This is a genomic window from Streptomyces sp. NPDC001889 (assembly GCF_053594535.1).
This window is the reverse complement of sequence record NZ_JBSFER010000038.1, coordinates 12,498-31,018: the sequence shown is the minus strand read 5'-3', so window position 1 is coordinate 31,018 and position 18,521 is coordinate 12,498. Positions and strand designations below refer to the sequence as shown.

Here is an 18,521-nt window from a genome sequence, read left to right as displayed (position 1 = left end):
CCGGCTGCCGCCGCTCCCGGCCGGGCTGTCACGGCGCCGAGCCGGGTGCCACCGCCGGGTGCCACCCCCGGGCGCTGCCCCCGGCCGGGACCACCCCCCGGCCCCTCACCCTCTCGGGCGTTCCGCCACCATCAGGACGTACCCCACCTCCGGCAGCTCCCCGGCCCGGGTGAAGGAGTCCGCCGACGCCAGGAACTCGATGTCCGCGCTCTCCTCGGCCGTGGCCCCCGCCCGGCCCAGGAACTCGGGGATCTCACGGTAGGAACGGCGCACCCGCTCCCCGATGTCGAGGAACTCGACCACGTCGAGACCGGCCCGCCGCACCGAACCCCAGTGCTCGTCGGGACTCGCGAGCGAGGGTGCCTGGAACACCTCGCACATGCCGTCGACCAGTTCCCCGGCCGCCCCGGTCACGGGCCGGCGCAGCATGAAGTCCGAGATCACGACCCGGCCACCCGGGCGCAGGGTCCGGCCGATCTCGATGAGCGCCTCCGCGCGGTCGGACATATGGGTGAGCGACTCGATCGCCCAGGCGGTGTCGAAGGACTCGTCGTCGAACGGCAGGGCCATGGCGTCCGCGAACCGGAAGGCGACCCGGTCGCCGAGGCCCGAGCGCTCCGCCCTGGCCCGGGCGAGCCCGATCTCCCGGTGGCTGATGGAGACCCCGGTGACCCGCGCCCCGGACTCGGCGGCCAGCCGCAGAGCGGGCCTCCCGGTGCCACAGCCCACATCCAGCAGCCGCCGCCCCGGCCCGGCGGCCACCCGCTCCGCGACCAGATCGGTCAGCCGGTCCGTCGCCTCCAGGAACGAACTGCCGTCGGAGTCGTTCTCCCAGTAGCCGAAGTGGATGTTCCCGTCGGCGGCCCCGTCCACCAGATCGGTGTTCCGGTCGTACAGTCCGCCGACACCCGCCGCGGGCGGGACGGCCTCCTGGCCCGTGTGCTCGTCGGTGTTCGCGTTCATGGGGGCTCCCTGCTGGGTGGACGGCCGGACGAGGCAAAGACCTATCAGAGGAGGAATAACCGCCCTCTCTCCCGCTCCGAATGACCGGTAACCGCACGGGAATTACCCGGCAATCCCGGTCCGTTCCCCTGTCCCGACCCCTGCCCCGGCCACCGCATTCCACCCCATCGGCCGAATACCGCGCTCTTGTCGGAAGAGCGGAGCGAGGAGCAGCATGAGGTGACCTCGCGCCCCGCCGTCCCCGGTCCGGCGCGCCCATTTCCCGGATACCGGAACCGCCCCGAAGAGCCGCCCTGTGGACTGGAGCGCATCATGGCCGAAGGAAGAAAACCACCCGTGACCGTCCTGGGTCTGGGCCTCATGGGAACGGCCCTCGCCGGGGCGTTCCTCGGCGCCGGGCACCCCACGACCGTCTGGAACCGCAGCCCAGCGAAGGCCGCGCCACTGGTCGCCCTGGGCGCGGTCCACCAGCCGGAGGCGGCGCGGGCCGTCGCCGCGAGCCCCCTGGTCGTCGCCTGCCTCACCACCTACGAGGCCACGCGCGAAACCCTGGAGCCCGCCGCCGGACAGCTGGCCGGACGCACCCTGGTCACCCTCAACAGCGGGACCCCGCCCGCCGCCCGCGCGATGGCCGCCTGGGCGGCCGGACACGGCGCCCGCTTCCTCGACGGATCGGTCATGAGCGTGCCCGACGCGGTGGGCCGGCCCGACACTCTTCTCCACTACAGCGGTGACCGCGCCGTCTTCGACGAGCACGCGGGCGCGCTCGCCGCGCTCGGCGGCGACACCGTCCACCTCGGCGCGGAGGTGGACCTCGCGTCCCTGTACGACTCGGCGCTGGCCGGGGCGCTGCTGCCGACGCTGCTCGGCTTCTTCCAGGGAGCCGTCCTCATCACGGCACGCGGACTGCCGGCCGGCTCACTGGTCCCGTACAGCGTGAAGTGGCTGGAGAAGATCGGCACGATCCTGCCGGCCCTGGCCGCGGAGATCGACTCGGGGGACTACGCGGAACCCGCCTCCTCCGTGGGCATCTTCCACGACGGGATCGAGGCGATGGCCGAGGACCCGGCGATGGGCGAGGAGGCGGACATCGACTTCTCCTGGCTCGCCCCGATCGCCGCGCTGCTGCGGCGCGCGGTCGCCGAGGGCCACCGCGAGCACAGCATCTCCGTCCTGACGGAACTGCTCAGAACACCCCCTCCGTCCGCACCGGAACGGGCACCGAGCCCGGCGGGCCCTTGACCACACCGGCCGCCGGCGCGGGCTCCGGCGCGACGGCCGGGGCCACGGGGGCGGCGAGAAGCACGGCGGGAGCAGGGGCGGCCGTCGTGGCGCTCGCCGGGAATCCTGTCATTCCCATCAGGAACCCGTCTGTGCTGAAGGATTACTCCTCGACCACCCCAGGACGCTCTCCGGACAATGCCGTTTCCCTTTCTCCCTGAGGGGTCTGCCGCCTCCTTTCCCGAAATGGTTGTACGGTGCGGCGTAACAACGCGGTGAGGGCTCCGGCTCCGGTGAACCGCCGGCCGGACCCGCCGGGAGAAGGACGGTCGCCATGCCCTCGCTCAACGCCGGTCCGCCGCCGGATGTCCTGGTGATCGGCGCGGGGCTCGCGGGTCTCGCCTGTGCCCGCGATCTCCGCTCCGCCGGGATCGACGCACGGATCGTGGAGGCGTCGGACGGCGTCGGGGGCCGGATGCGCTCCGACCGGTACGAGGGGTTCGTCGTCGACCGGGGCTTCCAGGTCTTCAACACCTCCTACCCCCAGGTGCGCCGCCGCCTGGCCCTGCGCGAACTGAGGCTGCGCCCCTTCACCCCCGGTGTGCTGGTCCACACCGACCACGGCCGGCTCCGCTTCGGCGACCCGACCCGGGGACCCCGGCGGCTCTCCGCGCTGCCCGCGCGCGAGGTCACCGTCCGGGACCTGCTGGCCCTGGGGGTGCTGTCGGCGCGTGACGCGCTCGCTCCCGCGCGGGTGCTGAAGAGGGCCGGGGAGCGCACCACCTGGACCGCGCTCGCCGCGGCCGGCTTCTCCGACGGCTTCGTCGAGAACTTCTTCCGCCCCTTCCTCTCGGGGGTCTTCCTGGAGGACGAACTGGAGACCTCCAGCCGGGTCTTCCACCTCGTGTGGCGGAGCATGCTGCGCGGCACGCTCTGTCTGCCCACCGCCGGGATCGGTGCCGTGCCCGCGCTGCTCGCCGACGCGCTGCCCCCGGGCGCGCTCCACACGGAGACCCCGGTCGAACAGCTCACCGACGGAGGCGCGCTGCTCGGCTCCGGCACCGAGATCGGGGCGCGCGCCGTGGTGGTCGCGACGGGCCCGGCGGGGGTGGCCGCGCTGCTGCCCGGCGTGGAGGTGCCGCCGTACCGTGTCGTCACCACCTACTACCACGCGGCCGGCGCCTCACCGCTGGGCGAACCGACCCTGCTCACCGACGGCCGCCGCCGCTTCCTCAACACCTGCGTTCTCAGTGATGTGGTGCCCGGGTACGCCCCGGCGGGCCGGAGTCTGATCGCGACCTCGGTCCTCGGCACGGACACACCGGGGCGCGAGAGCCGGGTGCGCGAGGCGCTGGCGGAGGCGTACGCCACCGGTACGGAGGGCTGGGAGCCGCTGACCGTGCGCACGGTGCTGGACGCCCTGCCCGCCATGGCGCCGCCGCAGCCGCTGAGCCGGACCACCCGGGTGGGCCCGGGGCGCTATGTCTGCGGCGACCACCGGGCCACCGGCTCGGTCCAGGGCGCGCTGGCGTCCGGAGCGCGCGCGGCCCGCGAGGTCCTGCGCGATCTGGGCCGCTGAATCCGCCGGCCCGGGGCCCCTGGGCCCGGCCGGCGGATGCGGTCCTCCGCATTCCGGTCGAATTTCAGCCGCGCCGGGCGCATCCATGCGGCCGATCCGGCCAGAAGGAGGGATACCGGGCGGGCCGTCCCGGTCATGGACCCGTCCTGACGCGGCCGTGGGGGAGTGCGTGCCCCGCCCCGCCGGGACCGTGCCGGTGACCGCCCCGCCCCGCCCCGCCCCGCGACACCGTCCAACCGCAGAACCGCAGAACCGCAGAACCGCAGAACCGCAGAACCGCGCAACCGGGAAACTCTGGAGAACGATGTCCCTCACCCCCCGCCGGGCCCGCTGGCTGGTCCCCGTCCTCCTGCTCCTCGTCTGGCTCGGCATCGGTGGCGCGCTCGGCCCCTACGCCGGAAAGCTCGGCGAGGTCGCCACCAACGACCAGGCCGCCTTTCTGCCGACGAGCGCGGAGTCCACCGAGGTCATCGAGGCCCAGCGGGCGTTCCAGCAGAACGAGACCGCCCCGGTGATCGTCGTCTGGACCGCCGACGGCGGCGGCCCCCTGCCCGAGGGCGCGCGCGGCGCGGCCGAAGCGGCCCGGGGCCCCCTGGCCGCGATACCCGGAGTGGTGGGGAAGGTCTCACCCGTGCTGCCGTCGGCGGACGGCCGCGCCCTTCAGGCGGTGGTCCAGCTCGGCCCGGACCTCGGCGACGAACTGCGGCCCGCGCTCGACCGGATTCGGCAGACCGCCGGGAGCGTCCCCGGCACCACCGCCGACCTCGCCGGACCCGCCGCGAGCCGGGCGGACCTCTCCGACGCCTTCGCCGGGATCGACGGCCTGCTGCTCGGGGTCGCCCTCGCCGCCGTGCTGGTGATTCTGCTGCTCGTCCACCGCAGCGTGCTGCTGCCGCTCGTCATCATCGTCGGGGCGGTCCTCGCGCTCGCGCTGGCCTGCGCCGTCGTCTACGCGCTCGCCGACCGGGGTGTGGTGCGGGTCGACGGCCAGGTCCAGGGCATCCTGTCGATCCTGGTCATCGGCGCCGCCACCGACTACGCGCTGCTGCTGACGGCCCGCTACCGGGAGGAGCTGCCGGTGCGGGCGGACCGGTTCGCCGCCGTACGGGCCGCGCTGCGGCACTCCACGGGGGCCATCGTCGCCAGCGCGGCCACCGTCGCGCTCGGACTGCTGGCGCTGCTCCTCAGCGATCTCACCAACAACCGGGCGCTGGGTCCGGTCGGCGCCATCGGTATCGTCTGCGCCGTCCTGAGCACCCTCACCTTCCTCCCCGCCGTTCTGCTGCTGCTGGGCCCGGCCGCCCACTGGCCCGCGAAGCCCCCTTCGGCCAGGAACGTGACCCCCGACGCCGACGGCGGGCTGTGGCACCGGGTGGCCGGGCTGATCGACCGGGCACCCCGCCGGGTCTGGGCCGCCACTCTCGCCGGGCTGCTGGTCTGCGCGGCCTTCGCGCCCGCGCTCACCTCCCGGGGCGTGCCACTGGACGAGATCTTCGTCCAGGACGCGCCCTCCGTCTCCGCCCAGCGGGTGCTGGCCCAGCACTATCCCGGCGGCTCGGGAAGCCCCGCCGTGGTCATCGCCGACGCCGACCGGGCCGGGCGGGTGACGGCCGCGGCTCGGGGAACCGACGGTGTGGCCGGCGCGGCGCCCGTCACCGACCGGGGCGGCCCCGGCCGCGGCGCGCCGCGTGTCGTCGACGGGCGGGTGCGGATCGATGTGACGCTGAAGGACGCGCCCGACAGCGACGCCGCCAAGGAGACCGTGGCCCGGCTCCGTACCGCCCTGCACGCCTTGCCCGGAGCGGACGCCCTGGTCGGCGGCTACACGGCGCAGCAGTACGACACCCGGGTCACGGCGGAACGGGACCGCACCCTGATCGTCCCGGTGGTGCTCGCCATCATCCTGGTCATCCTGATCGGCCTGCTCCGCTCGCTGGTGATGCCGCTGCTGCTGGTCGCCACCGTGGCGCTGAACTTCCTCGCCACCCTCGGGGTCTCCGCCCTGGTCTTCGAGGATCTGCTCGGCTTCAGCGGCACCGATCCCTCGGTCCCGCTGTACGGCTTCGTGTTCCTCGTGGCCCTCGGGGTGGACTACAACATCTTCCTGATGTCCCGGGTCCGTGAGGAGTCGCTGCGCCACGGAGTGCGCGAGGGGGTGCTCAGAGGGCTGGTCGCCACCGGCGGGGTGATCACCTCGGCGGGTGTGGTCCTGGCCGCGACCTTCGCCGCGCTCGGCGTCATCCCGCTCGCCTTCCTCGTCCAGATCGCGTTCATCGTCGCCTTCGGGGTCCTGCTCGACACCGTGGTGGTGCGGTCGCTGCTGGTCCCCGCGCTGGTGCGGGACATAGGACGCCTCGCCTGGTGGCCCGGCACACTCAGCCGGCGCCCCGAGCCCCCGGCCGCTCCGGGGCCCCCGCCCGCCCCCGGTTCGGCTCCACCCCGCTGAAGCGGACAGAACCTGTCCTCTTCCTCTGTCACGCTGGGGAGTGCCCGAGAGCGCGTACGACGACCGGAAGGACCCGATCACCGTGACGGCCCCCACCTCAGAGCCGCCGCCGCGTCCACGGGCGGGCCGTGGCACCACCGTGCTCGGCACCCGGCAGCTCAACCGCTCCGCGCTCGCCCGGCAACTGCTGCTCGACCGCTCCGGCATCCCGGCCGTCGACGCCGTGGCCCACCTCGGCGGCATGCAGGCCCAGGAGCCCCAGGAGCCGTTCACCGGGCTCTGGTCGCGGCTGCGCGGCTTCACGCCGGACGCGCTCTCGGATCTGCTGACGGACCGCGAGGTGGTGCGGATGCATCTGATGCGCCGCACCATCCACCTGGTCACCGCCGAGGACGCGCTGGCCTGGCGGGCCCGCCACGACACCATGCTGCGCCAGCGGGTGCTCGGGGTCTACCGGAACGAACTGGACGGGATCGACCTCGGCGAACTCGCGGCGGCCGGCCGGGCGGTCATGGCCGACGGCGAGCCGCGCTCGATGGGCGATCTCGCGCGGGCGCTCACCGACCGCTGGCCGGAGGCGGGGACACGGGCGCTGGGGGAGATGCTGATGGCCGCGCTGCTCCCGGTGGCGCAACTGCCGCCACGCGGCCTCTGGCGCGCCCGGGGCGGAGTGCGCAACGCCCTGCTCTCGTCCTGGCTGGGCCGCGAGATCGCCCCCCTGGACCCCGACCCCGCCGACCCGGTGGGCCAGGCGCTGGTACGGCGGTATCTGGCCGCGTTCGGCCCCGCCGCCACCGCCGATCTGCGCGCCTGGTCCGGACTCGCCGGGCTGCCGGCCGCGGTCCGCGCGATCCGCGGGGAACTGGTCGCCTTCCGCGACGAGAACGGCCGGGAGCTGCTCGACCTCCCCGACGCCCCGCGCCCCGACCCCGACACCCCCGCACCGGTACGGTTCCTGCCCGCGTTCGACAACGCGGTCCTCGGCTACCAGGAGCGCGGCCGGATCATCGACGACGCCCACCGGGGGCTGTCGGTCACCGGCGCCCGTCTCGTCCTGGTCGACGGCCGGACCTCCGCCACCTGGGATGTCGCGGAGGGCACCGTCACCGTCACCCCGCTGCGCCGTCTCTCCCGGGCCGAGCGGGCCGGCGTCGCGGAGGAGGGCGGGGCGCTGGCGCTGTTCCTCTCCGACCACGCGAGCGACCGGGTGCGGATCGACGGGACCCTCCCCTGAGGCCACCGGGGCGGATCAGCCCAGCGGCCCGCCGGCGATGGAGTCCCGGCACGCCGGGCACCGGGCCGAACAGCGGGTGCGCTCCTGGTCGGCGGCCAGCGCGGGCACCACCGACGCCAGGGTCTCGCGCACCGGATGGGCGGCCCAGCGGGCGGCGCCCACGGTCGTCGTACGGGCACGGGGGGCGAGCAGGGGTTCCAGCCGGGGGAACCCCTCCGAGCAGGAACCCACCTCCACCTGGACGGTACGGCCGTCCTCGGCCCTGGCCCAGCGCCGGAACAGCCGCCGCCCGGACTGCTGCTCGGCGAGATGGAGCACGGTCATCCGGTTCAGCCCCACACCGATGAGCAGGCTCCACCCGTTCCCTTCGGCCAGCGCCCGCAGCGGCGCGTACACATCCTCCGCGCTCTGGTCGCGGACGAGCGCCGGCGCGTCCGGGCCGAGGGCGGCGAACGAGTTCAGCGGGTGCCCGCCGCGCCGGACACCGGGGCGGGCGAGCAGCGCGGCCGGGAAGGCGCCGAGCCGGGGGTTGACCAGTCCGCAGCCGGGTGAGTAGACATCGGGCGCGGCCAGGGGCTCGCGCGGCCACGGCCGGGCGTAGTCCAGGCCGTTGCGCGCCGGGCGCATCGACGGCTCCGCCGGGGGCGCCACCCCGAAGTGCGGCTCGGTGAAGGCCGGTACGAGCACGGTGCAGCCACGCCCGACGAGGGCGTCGGCCACGGCGTCCGCGCCGCCGTCGAGCGGCTCCCCGAACGACCGCAGGGCCGCGTGGACCAGGACCGGCAGCCCGCCGAGCCCCAACTCGTCCACGGCCCGCCCGAGCTGTTCCGCGCTGATCGCCACCCGTCCTCCTCCATCGGCTCCGGGCGGTACCGCCGCCCCGGACCGACGGTACGCCCCGGACCGCCCGCCGGGGCAACCCCCCTCCGGCCCGGGGGAGGCCCCGAGGGCCCGGCCCGCCCGGCTCACCGGCCCCGCCCGCCCGGCCGGTGGGCGCGGCCGTCACCCCGCGGCACCGAGGCTCCCGAAGGGCGGGCCGCGCGGCGGAGTCCGGGACTTTCCCGATGGGGCGGACGGCCACCACGGGGGCCTGCTACCAAGGAGACCCGTACCCGCACCGACCGAAAGGCCCCCCATGTCCGACGAGTTGCTCATCCGGAAGATCGGCCACGGCTTCGACCACCTCGACCGGGACGGCGACGGCCGGCTGACCGAACACGACCACGTGCTGATGGGACGGTCGGTCGCCGCCTCCCTGGGGCACGCCGAGGGGTCGGAGGCCGAACTGCGGGTCGTCGCGGCCTATCTGACGATCTGGCGCGAACTGCACCTGCCGCATCTGCCCCCGGGAGCCGAGTCGGTGAGCCGCGCCGAGTTCATCGCGTCCACCCGGAGGCTGGCCGACGACCCGGCGGCGGCCCGGGCGACACTCGGCGCCCTCGCCGAGGCGTTTCTCGCGGTCGCCGACACCGACGGCGACGGAGCGGTGGACGGAGAGGAGTTCTTCGCCTTCCAGCACGGACACTTCCCCGGACTGGCGCGCCAGGACGCGGCCGAGGCGTTCCGCCGTCTCGACCGGGACGGCGACGGCCGGCTGTCCCAGGAGGAGTTCACCGGAGCCATCGTCGAGTTCTGGGCGAGCCGTGACCCGGAGGCCCCGGGCACCTGGTGGACCGGAACCACCGACTTCGCCCCGGGCCCGGAAGCCGCTTGACCCTCCCCCTGTGTGAACCTCTGGACTGGTCGCTCGTCCCGGCCACCTCGACGGAGGGCTCCACATGATCCCGTACCACGGCTCCGGCCCCTACTGCTACACCCACTCGCTCAGGATGGCCGCGGGGGCGGACGAGCTTCCCCCGCCGGCCGTGATCGAGACACTGACCGGCTCGCCCTTCGGGTTCCAGCTCATCGGCGGCACCCTGCCGCTGTTCGACCCCTACAGCTGGGACCCGGGGTACGGCCTCGACCAGGCCATCGACCTCCTGGGCCTGAGCTGCGCGCACACCTCCGGAGGCACACCGGCGCAGGCGTACGCCCGGCTGCGGGACGCCTGTTCCCGGGGCCCGGTGCTGGCCGGACCGGTGGATCTGGGGCTGCTGCTCTACCGGCCGGGCACCCCCGAGCCGGGTTTCGGGGACCACTACGTGGCGGTGCTCGCCGCCGACGACGGAGCCGTACTGCTGCACGACCCGGAGGGCCATCCGTACGCGACACTCTCCGCGCCGGCCTTCCTCGACGCCTGGCGGGCGGAGACGGTCACCTACAGCGACACACCGTATGTGATGCGGTCGGACTTCGTACGGGAGCGGAAGGTGACCCCGGCCGAGGCCCTGCGGCGGTCGCTGCCGGGGGCGGTCGCCTGGCTGTCCGGCCGTACCGACCTCCCCGTACCGCCCGGGACGCTCGGTGGCGCCGAGGGGATCGAGGCCTTCGCCGGTCTGGTGGAGCGGGGGCTGGAGCAGGGCACCCGGGACGTGCAGAGCGGCTTCGCGATCCGGGTGGGCGCGCGCCGGCTCGCCGACGCGTCCGTCTGCCTCTCCCTCCTGGAACTCCCCGGCGCCGCGGCGGCCGCGGCGGAGCTAGCCGTCCGGGTCGGCTCGCTCCAGGAGCCGCTGACCACCGGTGACGACCGTGTTCTGACGGGCCGTCTGCGCGGGCTCGCCCCGGGGTACGAGCGGCTGCGGGAGGCACTCGTGGACGCGACCGGACCCTCCGCCTCCGGCGGGGACGACGACACCTGGACCGACGGCCCGGCGGAGCACCGCGCCGCTCCGAGCCGTGCCCCGATGTGATGGCCCGTGATGGCCTCCGGGGCGGGCAGAATGTCGCGGGTCACGCTCTCCGCCGAGGCGCGCGGGGGCCATCGGCCCCGCCCCCACCGGGCGGGACCCCACGGGCCGGCGGCGGGAGCACCGGGCGGTGGCGTCGGCCGGCGACGGCACGCCACCCGTGAGCGAGGACGGTCGGTCATGAGCGGACGCGGGCGGACACTGCCCTACGAGAGCACGGAGGCCGCCTCGGCCTTCGGGCTCGGGCTGCACCATGTGCAACTCACCCTGCCGCCGGGCAGGGAGGAGGACTGCCGTCGTTTCTCCGTGGACGTCCTCGGCATGACCGAGATCCGGGAAACCCCCGGCGCTGGCCGCGCGCGGTGGTCTGTGGGTGCGCGCGGACGCCCTGGAGCTCCATCTCGGCGTCGAGGAGGGCTTCCGCCCGTCCCGCAAGGGGCACCCGGGCATCCTCGTCGCCGACCTCGACGCCCTGGCCGAGCGGCTGACCGCCGCGGGCACGGCGGTGACATGGGACGACGGCTTCCCCGGCCACCGGCGCTTCTTCGTCGACGACAGCCATGGGAACCGGCTCGAATTCCTCTGCCGCCAGAGCCCCGAGGAGCACGGGCGCGAGGACGACCGGCCGGGGCACGCGCCCTGAATCCCGGCCCCGCCGGCCCGGCGGCGTACCCGCTCCCGGCCCGGCGGTGGCCCCGGAGCGGGTCGGGTGCCGGACCGGGCCGCGCGGACCACGGACGCACGACCCGCCCGCCGGGGCCCGGCCGGCCGTGCGGACCGCCCGCCCGGACCCCGGTCACCACGCGCTCGCCCCGGCTCCCCGGCGGGCCGGACACCCGGCCGGGCCCCGGCGGTTCCGGGCCTGCCGGCCCGGCCGGGCCCCGTGATGTCGAGGGGGCGCGGCAGGGCCGACCCGGCCGCGCCCCCTCGACATCACGGAACGCGGAGTGAGTATCCGTACTCACGTCCGCGCGGCGCTTCTGGACCACGATGATGATCACATCGAGACCAGGAGGACCCACCCCATGCTCAGCCGCCTCGCCGATGCCCTGGTGCCCGCCGTCGGACGTCTGACGGTCACCACCGGTGCGGGCGCCGACTTCGCCCCGGGCAGCATCATCGCGGCCAACCACACCTCGCTCGCCGATCCGGCGGTGGTGCTGGCCGCGCTGCGCCGGCTCGGTGTCGAGCCGGTGGTGATGGCCACCGCCGGGCTGTGGCGCGTTCCGCTGCTCGGCCGCGCCCTCACGCGCGAGGGGCACATCCCCGTGCACCGGGGGGACCGGAGGGCCGCCGGGGCCCTGGACGAGGCCGCCGCCGCTCTCGCCCGCGGGCGGCTGGTCCTGATCTACGGCGAGGGACGGCTGCCGCGCCGCCCGGACGCCGCCGAGGCGGCCCCGGAGCCCTTCCGCAGCGGACTGTCCCGGCTCGCCGATCGCACCGGCGCCCCCGTCATCCCCCTGGGGCAGGCGGGGGCCCGGCGCATCACCTCGGGAAGCCGGGCGAAGCAGCTCGCGGGAGCGCTCACCGCACCCCTGCGCCGGCCGGGTCTGCATGTCCATGTGGGAGCCCCGGTGCTGCTCGCGGGGGAGCCGTCGGACCGTACCGAACGCGCCCACGCGGCGGTGACGGCGGCCTGGCGGACGGCCGCCGGGCACCTCGGCGAGCCGGGGCCACCGGCCACCTGGGTGCCGCCGGTCCCCCGGCGAGGGCTCGCGGGGTCGCGCCGCCGGGAACGCGGAACGGTTCCGCCCGGCCGGTGACGGTGGCGCGGGGGAGCGGGGCCGCTGTCGCGCGGAGCGCGGCGTACGGGACCCGGCCGTCCCCGGGCGTGTGCCACGGACGGGACCGGCCGGGTGGGGCGGACCCCGCCCGGCACGGCCGTCTCACCGGCCGTCTCACCGGCCGGGTGCGAGGACGGCGGTGAGCACGGCGGTCAGCCGGCCGGCGTCCAGCGGCTCGTCGCGCATGACCGCGTGGAGCGTCGCTCCGTCCAGCGCCGCGACGAACGCTGCGGCGGTGGCGGGGTCGTCGGTGTAGCGGTGGGCGAGCCGGGTGGCCAGCGCGATCCAGAGTTCGGCCGCGGGGCGCAGGGCGGGGCGGCGGGCGGCCTGGAGATACAGCTCGTACTCGGCGAGCGTGCGCTCGCGGCGCCGGTTGAGGTGGTCGGCCAGATGCGCGCAGAGCTCGGCCGGTGTGCTGTCCGCCGGCAGGGTGCGGGCCAGCTCGGCGGCGTAGGCGTCGGCGCTGTCGGTCAGGGCCGCGGTCAGCAGGTCGTCGACCGAGGGGAAGTGGTAGGTCGCCACCGACTTGGGCACCTGGGCCTCGGCGGCCACCGCCCGGTGGGTGACCGCGCCGGGCCCGCCCCGGTGCACCACCCGCACGGTGGCGTCCAGCAGTTGCCTTCTGCGCTGTTCACCGCGGCGCCGGCGGCCGTCGGCCTCGGGTTCAGTGGGCACCGCCGGCCTCCAGTGCGACAACGCCCCCGACCACCAGGGCGAGCCCGCCGATCTGCACCCAGGTGAGGCTCTCCCCGAGGAACACCGCACCGATCAGGGCCACCAGCGCCACCCCCGCGGCCGCCCAGATGCCGTACGCGGTGCCCATGGCCATGCCCCGCTTGAGCACCACGGCCAGCAGCGTGAACGCGGTCACATAGCCGGCCACGACCAGCACGGTCGGCACGAGCTTGGAGAACCCGTCCGACATCCGCAGCGAGACCGTCGCCGTCACCTCCGCCGCGATCGCCCCCATCAGGATCAGCCAGGTCACCATCGGTCTCTCCGCTCCTCAAAACTAGCTGGACGTTTGTCCAGCTAGTTCCACTGTACGCCACACCGCCCGGCACACAAGCGCACCGGAGGCGGTGCGGGCGGGGGCTCCGGCGGGGCGAGCGGGCCGGAAGCGCCTTCCCGGGGGCTCTCGTGCGGTGGGCGGAGCGGCGGGTGGGAGGATGCCCGTCATGGATGTCGTCGCGAGGAACAATGTGGTGGTCACCGGCCCCGAGGACGGTCGGGTCGTGATGCTGGCCCACGGCTTCGGCTGTGACCAGAACATGTGGCGGCTGGTGGTTCCCGCGCTCGCCGAGAGGTTCCGGCTGGTGCTGTTCGACTATGTGGGCTCGGGCCGCTCGGACCTGTCGGCGTGGAGCGAGCAGCGGTACTCCTCGCTGGACGGCTACGCCCAGGACGTGGTGGATCTCTGTACGGAGCTGGACCTGCGGGACGTCGTCCTCGTCGGGCACTCGGTGAGCGCGATGGTCGGCGTCAGGGCCGCCGAGCGCCTCCCGGACCGGATCGCCTCCCTCGTCATGGTCGGCCCCTCGCCCCGCTACATCGACGACGACGGCTACCGGGGCGGGTTCAGCGCGGCGGACATCGACGAGCTGCTGGAGTCACTGGACTCCAACTACCTGGGCTGGTCGGGCGCCATGGCGCCGGTGATCATGGGCAACCCCGACCGCCCGGAACTGGGCGACGAGCTGACCGCGGCGTTCTGCGCCACCGACCCGGACATCGCCCGCGTCTTCGCGCGCACCACCTTCCTCTCCGACAGCCGCGCCGAACTGGGGTCGGTGAAGGTGCCCACCCTCGTGCTGGAGTGCGCCCAGGACGTGATCGCGCCCAGGGAGGTCGGCGCCTATGTCCACGCCGCCGTCCCCGGGAGCCGGCTGATCACCCTGGAGGCGACCGGGCACTGCCCGCAGCTGAGCGCCCCCGAGGCCACCGCCGGGGCGATAGCCGCCTTCGCGGCGTCGGCCTCGTGATGAGCGTCACGGGCCAGGTGCCCGAGCCGGGCGAGGAGGACCAGGACGCGATGGACGCACGGTTCAGCGCGCTGCTGGAGGACAGCGCGGAGGACCTGTACGAGTCGGCGCCCTGCGGCTATCTCTCGACGCTGATGGACGGCACCATCGCGAAGATCAACACCACTCTGCTGGAGTGGCTGGGCCTGCCCCGGGAGCAGGTGGTCGGCAGGTCGCGGTTCGCCGATCTGCTCACCGTGGGCGGCAAGCTCTACCACGAGACGCACTTCGCGCCGCTGCTGCGGATGAACGGCGAGATCAGCGGAATCGCCCTGGAGATCAGGACATCCGGCGGCGACCGGCTGCCCGTGCTGGTCACCTCCAGGGTGAAGACCAGCGACGACGGCGAGCCGCTGCTGATCCGCACCACGGTCTTCGACGCCCGGGACCGCCGCGCCTACGAGACCGAGCTGCTGCGGGGCCGGGAGGTGGCCCGGGAGGCCCAGCAGGCCGCCGAGCGGGCCCGCGCCCGGGCCGAGGCCGACCGCGCGCGGCTCCAGGAGGCCCTCGCGGTCCTCCAGCGCAGCCTGCTCCCCTCCGCCCTGCCCGAGGTCCCGGGCCTCGAAGTCGCCTCCTACTACCACACCGCCTCCCCGGACCTCCTCGGCGGCGACTTCTACGACCTGTTCGCGCTGGACGGGAAGCGCTGGGCCTTCTTCCTCGGCGATGTGTGCGGCAAGGGCCCGCAGGCCGCCGCCGTGACCTCTCTGGCGCGCTACACGCTGCGCGCCGCGGCCCTGCACTCTCCCGACCCGGTCCACGCCCTGACCACGCTCAACACCGTCCTCCACGACCGCTACACCGGCGGCGACCCCCGCTACTGCACCGCGGTGTTCGGGATTCTCGAACCCGGTCCCGGCGGCTGCGCCGTGCGGCTGGCCTCCGGCGGCCACCCCTCGGCGCTCATCCGCCGGGCCGACGGCACCGCGGCGTATCTCCCCACCCCCGGCGGGATGCTGATCGGTGTGCTGCCCCGGGCGGAGTTCACCCCCGCCCACACGGTGCTCCACCCGGGCGACACCCTGCTGCTCTACACCGACGGCCTGACCGAGGCGCGGACCGGACCGGACCGCGCCCTCTTCGGCGAGGACGCCCTGCGCGCCTTCACCGCGCGGCTGGAGGCGACCGGTCCGCACGGGATGACCGCCGCGCTGACCGGACTGCTCGCCGGCTTCGGCGACGGCCTCGACGACGACACCGCGCTCCTGGCGCTCGGTGTCCCCGCCCCCGTCCCGACCAGCCCCCGGGTGACGAACTGAGATGAAACCGCTGACGATCACCGCCCGAGACGCCGCCACCGGTCCCGTCCTGGAGATCACCGGCGACCTCGACCACGAGAGCGCCGATCTGCTGCGCGGGTCCGTGGAACGGCTCGCACTCGCCCCCGGGCGGCTGCTGGTCCTGGACCTGGGCGGGCTGGACTTCTGCGACTCCAGCGGCATCACCGTACTGCTGGCCGCCCGCCACACCGCGACGGTGGCCGGGGCCGGCATCGCGCTGGCCGCCGTGCCCGCCAATATGCGCCGCGTCCTGAGCATCATCGGTCTGGACCGTGTCTTCGTCTGCCACCCGGACACCGCCACAGCTACAGCCACCGCCGCAGCCACCACCCCGGCTTCCGGGCGCGGGGCCGCCGGCGCCGGGTCCTGAGCATCCGGTCCGTCCCGTGCGAACACCGGCCCCGGCGCGGGTACCCACGGCCGGGGGTATCGACGGGTGATCAGCGCGGGATCACCGTGATGACCACGGTATCCGCGGTGATGGGCATGAGATCCAGACAGGTGTAGACCATGAGAACGGCCGGATAAGCGCCGTATGCCAGGTGCTTCCCGGGGGTACACGGCTTTTGCCCGCGGCCGGTTACGGCTCGTGCGCACCCGGCCGCCACACCACCATCGAGGACAACGGATCAGGCCGGGAACGGCCCCCTGCCCCACCGATGAAGGACCACGGCACGGCATGCACCCACCCCGCACACTCCCCGAAACTTCCGCGACCAGGGCCGGCCGCGCCCTGTGCGCCGGACTCGCCCTGGCGATGCTCGCCGCCGCGACCGAGGCTCTCCTCGGACCGGCGTCCGGCTGGTGGGACCCCGCCCTGGTCCTGGTGTGGGCCGCCCTCCCCGCCGAGTTCGCCCTCTGGGCGGTTCTGCGCGCCCGGGAGAAGCGCGCGGCCTCGGACCGAGGGGACCGGCGACGGCGGGCGGTGCGGCCGGCGGGCGCGGGACCGGCGAGCGGCGGCACCGGCGCCCACGGCCCGGCGGAGCGGTCCCGGTGCCCGGGGCGGGATGTCAGCGCCGGGAGAAAACCGGGGTCCAGCGACCGCTGTGACGGAGGTCGCCCTCGCGGAAGCCGGACAGCGGCGTGGGGCTGCCTCCGTCCATGCCCGCCAGGACCAGCCGGTTGCGGAACTCGCCCCTGCCGGGGTCGCACCGCTCGGGGTCGCAGCTCCAGGCGATGAGCGCGTCGTCGTCGGCCCAGGCGAGCAGCTGCTGACCGGGCACGAGCGCGGCACGCTCGCCGCTGCCCGCGTCCAGCACCTCGGACACGATCCTGCCGCCGTCGCCCGCGAACTTCCCCGTGACGTGCTTGCCGTCGGGGGAGAGGGCCGCGCCCGGACGGCGCAGGGCCGCCTGCCGCTCCGGGGCGGGCACCTCCGTGCCGTCCACGGTGTAGAACACCTTGCCCGCCGCGCTGTCCCAGGGTTCCCACAGCAGGGCGCCGTCACGGCTCCAGTGGAGATCCTGGCGCCCGCCGCCACCGGCGAACCCGCGGCCCTGGCTCCGGGGCGGGCGCTCGGTGAAGTCCGCCCGCCCGGAGGCGACATCGATGACATGGAAGCCGGTGCGGCTCGGCCTGGGCCCCGGCACCGTCCTGTCGTTCACCCGGCGCGACGCGTCCTTGAACAGACCGTCCGGGTCGAGGCGGTACGCGGTGGCCACCAGGCGCGTCCCGTCGGGCGAGAACCGCACCCCGCCGACGCCCCGGTCCACCGTGATCCAGCGCTCCACCTCGTGTGTGGCCAGGTTCAGCAGTCCGATGCGGTTGACGGGCAGACCGCGCTCCAGCACGGCGGCGGTCCGCATCCCGGGGGCCACGTCGAGCCAGGCCCACGCGGTCGGCCTGTACCGGCCGCTGGTCGTGTCGAGGAGACTCCACGCGTAGGTGACGGCGCCGTCCCCGTTCGCGCGCCGCACGGTCCTCCCGGTGAAGTACGCCGAGACGGCGGTCCTGCCCGCGGCGATGAGGTCACGCGGGGGCGATTGGTCCGGGTGCGCCAGCACATCCGTGGCCGGGAGTCCGCCCGGCGCCCGCCCGTGCCCGCGGTCGCCGCCGTTGCCGCTGCCACCGCTGATGGTCTGCGACACCACGATGCCCAGGGCGACGGCCACCGCGACGGCGCCGGCCACCGCGGTGGCCCGGACCCCTCGGCGCCGGCGTGGACGGGGGTTCCGCTCGGCGCCACCGGACGCCCCTGCCCCCGGTGCGGTGTCCGCGACCGTCCTCCGGGCGGGCTGTTCCTGTGTCATGGCGGTACCTCCACGGGAGAGGACAGGGCTCGCGGATGGCCGGCCGTGTCTCCACGACCCTGTCCGGGACGGCCGGTGCGCCGGCGCGGCAGGGGGCTCGCGAATCCGCGGGGCGGGGTCCCCACCGCCGTCGGGCTGGTGGCGGCCCCGCCCCCGGTGCCGCCGGCCTCACCTCACGAGGTCGCGGCCATGGGCGCGTGTGCGCATGTGCGAGAAACGCGGCGCGAGACGCGCGACCGGCTCACCCGGAGGCGGTCACGGTGCTTCTCATTCGCGCGACGCGGGCGGGAATCCCGCTGAATTCAGGCTTATTCGTTGAACCACTCGGACTTCACGTCCGGACCGCCACCGTTCCACGAGAGCTGCATCTGGTAGGAGCCGAGCTGGCCGACGTTGTAGCCCTTCTTTCCACAGCCGGCGTCGCCACCGTCCTCGATGTAAAGCTTCTCATTGTAGTTGTTGTCGATCAGGCGGCCGGAAACGCCGTGGCCGTCCGCCTTGGTGTCACAGACCTCGAACATGTCACCGTTGTCGATGAAGGTCATCTTGCCCTGGCCGCCCGGGAGCGAAATCACCTTGTTGCTGACGAGGGGCCCGGCCTCGGTGGCCTGGGCCGTCGAAGCGGTGCCGGCGAACGCCAGGGCCATGGCCGCGCCCACCACAGCTGTGCGGGTGAATGGTGTCATCACGGATCTCCTTTTCCCTGCTGGACTGCGGAGCTGCCCGAGGGCCTCCCCCATGGTCGGCACCGACCTTAGGCACATGGTGATCACTGGTAAACGGAGTTGGTTCTGCCCCGTCTTTCGATGTGTTCACGGAAAGTGACCGGAATGGGGAGTTCCAGTGGTCGATGGCGCGACAAAGGGGCACAGAATCAAGGGTGATGGGACCGTGCGGCGCACGCTCTGGTGACAGGTATCACTGGGTAATCGAATGACATCACGCTGTCCGGTGC

General features: G+C 74.5%; 16 protein-coding genes and 1 pseudogene. 11 read left to right on the top strand and 6 right to left on the bottom strand.

Translation table 11 applies throughout. From position 1 onward, the window contains the following. Positions 1-105 precede the first annotated feature (105 nt). Positions 106-963, bottom strand: coding sequence for an SAM-dependent methyltransferase (locus ACWCRA_RS33105; protein WP_451069303.1), 858 nt, complete (start codon positions 961-963; stop codon positions 106-108). A gap of 312 nt (positions 964-1,275) precedes the next feature. Between ACWCRA_RS33105 and ACWCRA_RS33100 the strand changes: the two genes are divergently transcribed. The 4 genes from ACWCRA_RS33100 to ACWCRA_RS33085 all read left to right on the top strand — a co-directional run bounded on the left by ACWCRA_RS33100 (position 1,276) and on the right by ACWCRA_RS33085 (position 7,443). Continuing rightward, positions 1,276-2,205, top strand: a complete 930-nt coding sequence (locus ACWCRA_RS33100) for an NAD(P)-dependent oxidoreductase (protein ID WP_451069302.1) — start codon at positions 1,276-1,278, stop codon at positions 2,203-2,205. A 313-nt stretch (positions 2,206-2,518) separates the two neighbouring features. Next, positions 2,519-3,763: an NAD(P)/FAD-dependent oxidoreductase gene (locus tag ACWCRA_RS33095; protein WP_451069301.1), complete on the top strand. Its 1,245-nt coding sequence runs from the start codon at positions 2,519-2,521 to the stop codon at positions 3,761-3,763. Between the two features lie 304 nt (positions 3,764-4,067). Next, a complete protein-coding gene (locus tag ACWCRA_RS33090; protein ID WP_451069300.1) occupies positions 4,068-6,209 on the top strand; it encodes an MMPL family transporter in 2,142 nt (713 codons plus the stop codon). 139 nt (positions 6,210-6,348) lie between these two features. Next, positions 6,349-7,443 (top strand): winged helix DNA-binding domain-containing protein, encoded by a 1,095-nt coding sequence (locus ACWCRA_RS33085; RefSeq protein ID WP_351558259.1) that lies wholly within the window; start codon positions 6,349-6,351, stop codon positions 7,441-7,443. 15 nt (positions 7,444-7,458) lie between these two features. Here ACWCRA_RS33085 and ACWCRA_RS33080 read toward each other — a convergent pair whose 3' ends face one another. After that, positions 7,459-8,286 (bottom strand): AAC(3) family N-acetyltransferase, encoded by an 828-nt coding sequence (locus ACWCRA_RS33080; protein WP_351558236.1) that lies wholly within the window; start codon positions 8,284-8,286, stop codon positions 7,459-7,461. Positions 8,287-8,578: 292 nt separating this feature from the next. Between ACWCRA_RS33080 and ACWCRA_RS33075 the strand changes: the two genes are divergently transcribed. From ACWCRA_RS33075 to ACWCRA_RS33060, 4 genes and pseudogenes are all read left to right on the top strand, one after another. Then, positions 8,579-9,157: an EF-hand domain-containing protein gene (locus ACWCRA_RS33075; protein ID WP_351558234.1), complete on the top strand. Its 579-nt coding sequence runs from the start codon at positions 8,579-8,581 to the stop codon at positions 9,155-9,157. 64 nt (positions 9,158-9,221) lie between these two features. Further along, a complete protein-coding gene (locus ACWCRA_RS33070; protein ID WP_451069299.1) occupies positions 9,222-10,235 on the top strand; it encodes a hypothetical protein in 1,014 nt (337 codons plus the stop codon). Between the two features lie 177 nt (positions 10,236-10,412). Then, positions 10,413-10,875: pseudogene (locus ACWCRA_RS33065) on the top strand (VOC family protein). Between the two features lie 382 nt (positions 10,876-11,257). Next, a complete protein-coding gene (locus ACWCRA_RS33060) occupies positions 11,258-11,995 on the top strand; it encodes a lysophospholipid acyltransferase family protein (protein ID WP_451069308.1) in 738 nt (245 codons plus the stop codon). Between the two features lie 135 nt (positions 11,996-12,130). Here ACWCRA_RS33060 and ACWCRA_RS33055 read toward each other — a convergent pair whose 3' ends face one another. Both ACWCRA_RS33055 and ACWCRA_RS33050 read right to left on the bottom strand, forming a co-directional pair. Continuing rightward, positions 12,131-12,691, bottom strand: a complete 561-nt coding sequence (locus tag ACWCRA_RS33055; RefSeq protein ID WP_451069298.1) for a TetR/AcrR family transcriptional regulator — start codon at positions 12,689-12,691, stop codon at positions 12,131-12,133. Beyond that, entirely contained in the window at positions 12,681-13,007 is a 327-nt protein-coding gene (locus ACWCRA_RS33050) for a DMT family transporter (RefSeq protein ID WP_451069297.1), read from the bottom strand. Before ACWCRA_RS33050 ends, ACWCRA_RS33055 begins: the two co-directional genes overlap by 11 nt. A 187-nt stretch (positions 13,008-13,194) precedes the next feature. Here ACWCRA_RS33050 and ACWCRA_RS33045 point away from each other — a divergent pair, with 187 nt between their 5' ends. From ACWCRA_RS33045 to ACWCRA_RS33035, 3 genes are read left to right on the top strand one after another with little or no spacing between them, the layout of a single operon-like run. Next, complete coding sequence (locus tag ACWCRA_RS33045; protein WP_451069296.1) at positions 13,195-13,998, top strand: alpha/beta fold hydrolase; 804 nt, start codon at positions 13,195-13,197, stop codon at positions 13,996-13,998. Next, entirely contained in the window at positions 13,998-15,296 is a 1,299-nt protein-coding gene (locus ACWCRA_RS33040; RefSeq protein WP_351558825.1) for a PP2C family protein-serine/threonine phosphatase, read from the top strand. Before ACWCRA_RS33045 ends, ACWCRA_RS33040 begins: the two co-directional genes overlap by 1 nt. Before the next feature lies 1 nt (position 15,297). Beyond that, entirely contained in the window at positions 15,298-15,687 is a 390-nt protein-coding gene (locus ACWCRA_RS33035; protein ID WP_351558827.1) for an STAS domain-containing protein, read from the top strand. 640 nt (positions 15,688-16,327) lie between these two features. Here ACWCRA_RS33035 and ACWCRA_RS33030 read toward each other — a convergent pair. Together ACWCRA_RS33030 and ACWCRA_RS33025 are read right to left on the bottom strand one after the other, a co-directional pair. Beyond that, a complete protein-coding gene (locus tag ACWCRA_RS33030; RefSeq protein ID WP_351558829.1) occupies positions 16,328-17,566 on the bottom strand; it encodes a WD40 repeat domain-containing protein in 1,239 nt (412 codons plus the stop codon). A 308-nt stretch (positions 17,567-17,874) separates the two neighbouring features. Beyond that, positions 17,875-18,252: a hypothetical protein gene (locus ACWCRA_RS33025; protein ID WP_351558831.1), complete on the bottom strand. Its 378-nt coding sequence runs from the start codon at positions 18,250-18,252 to the stop codon at positions 17,875-17,877. Positions 18,253-18,521: the final 269 nt, after the last annotated feature.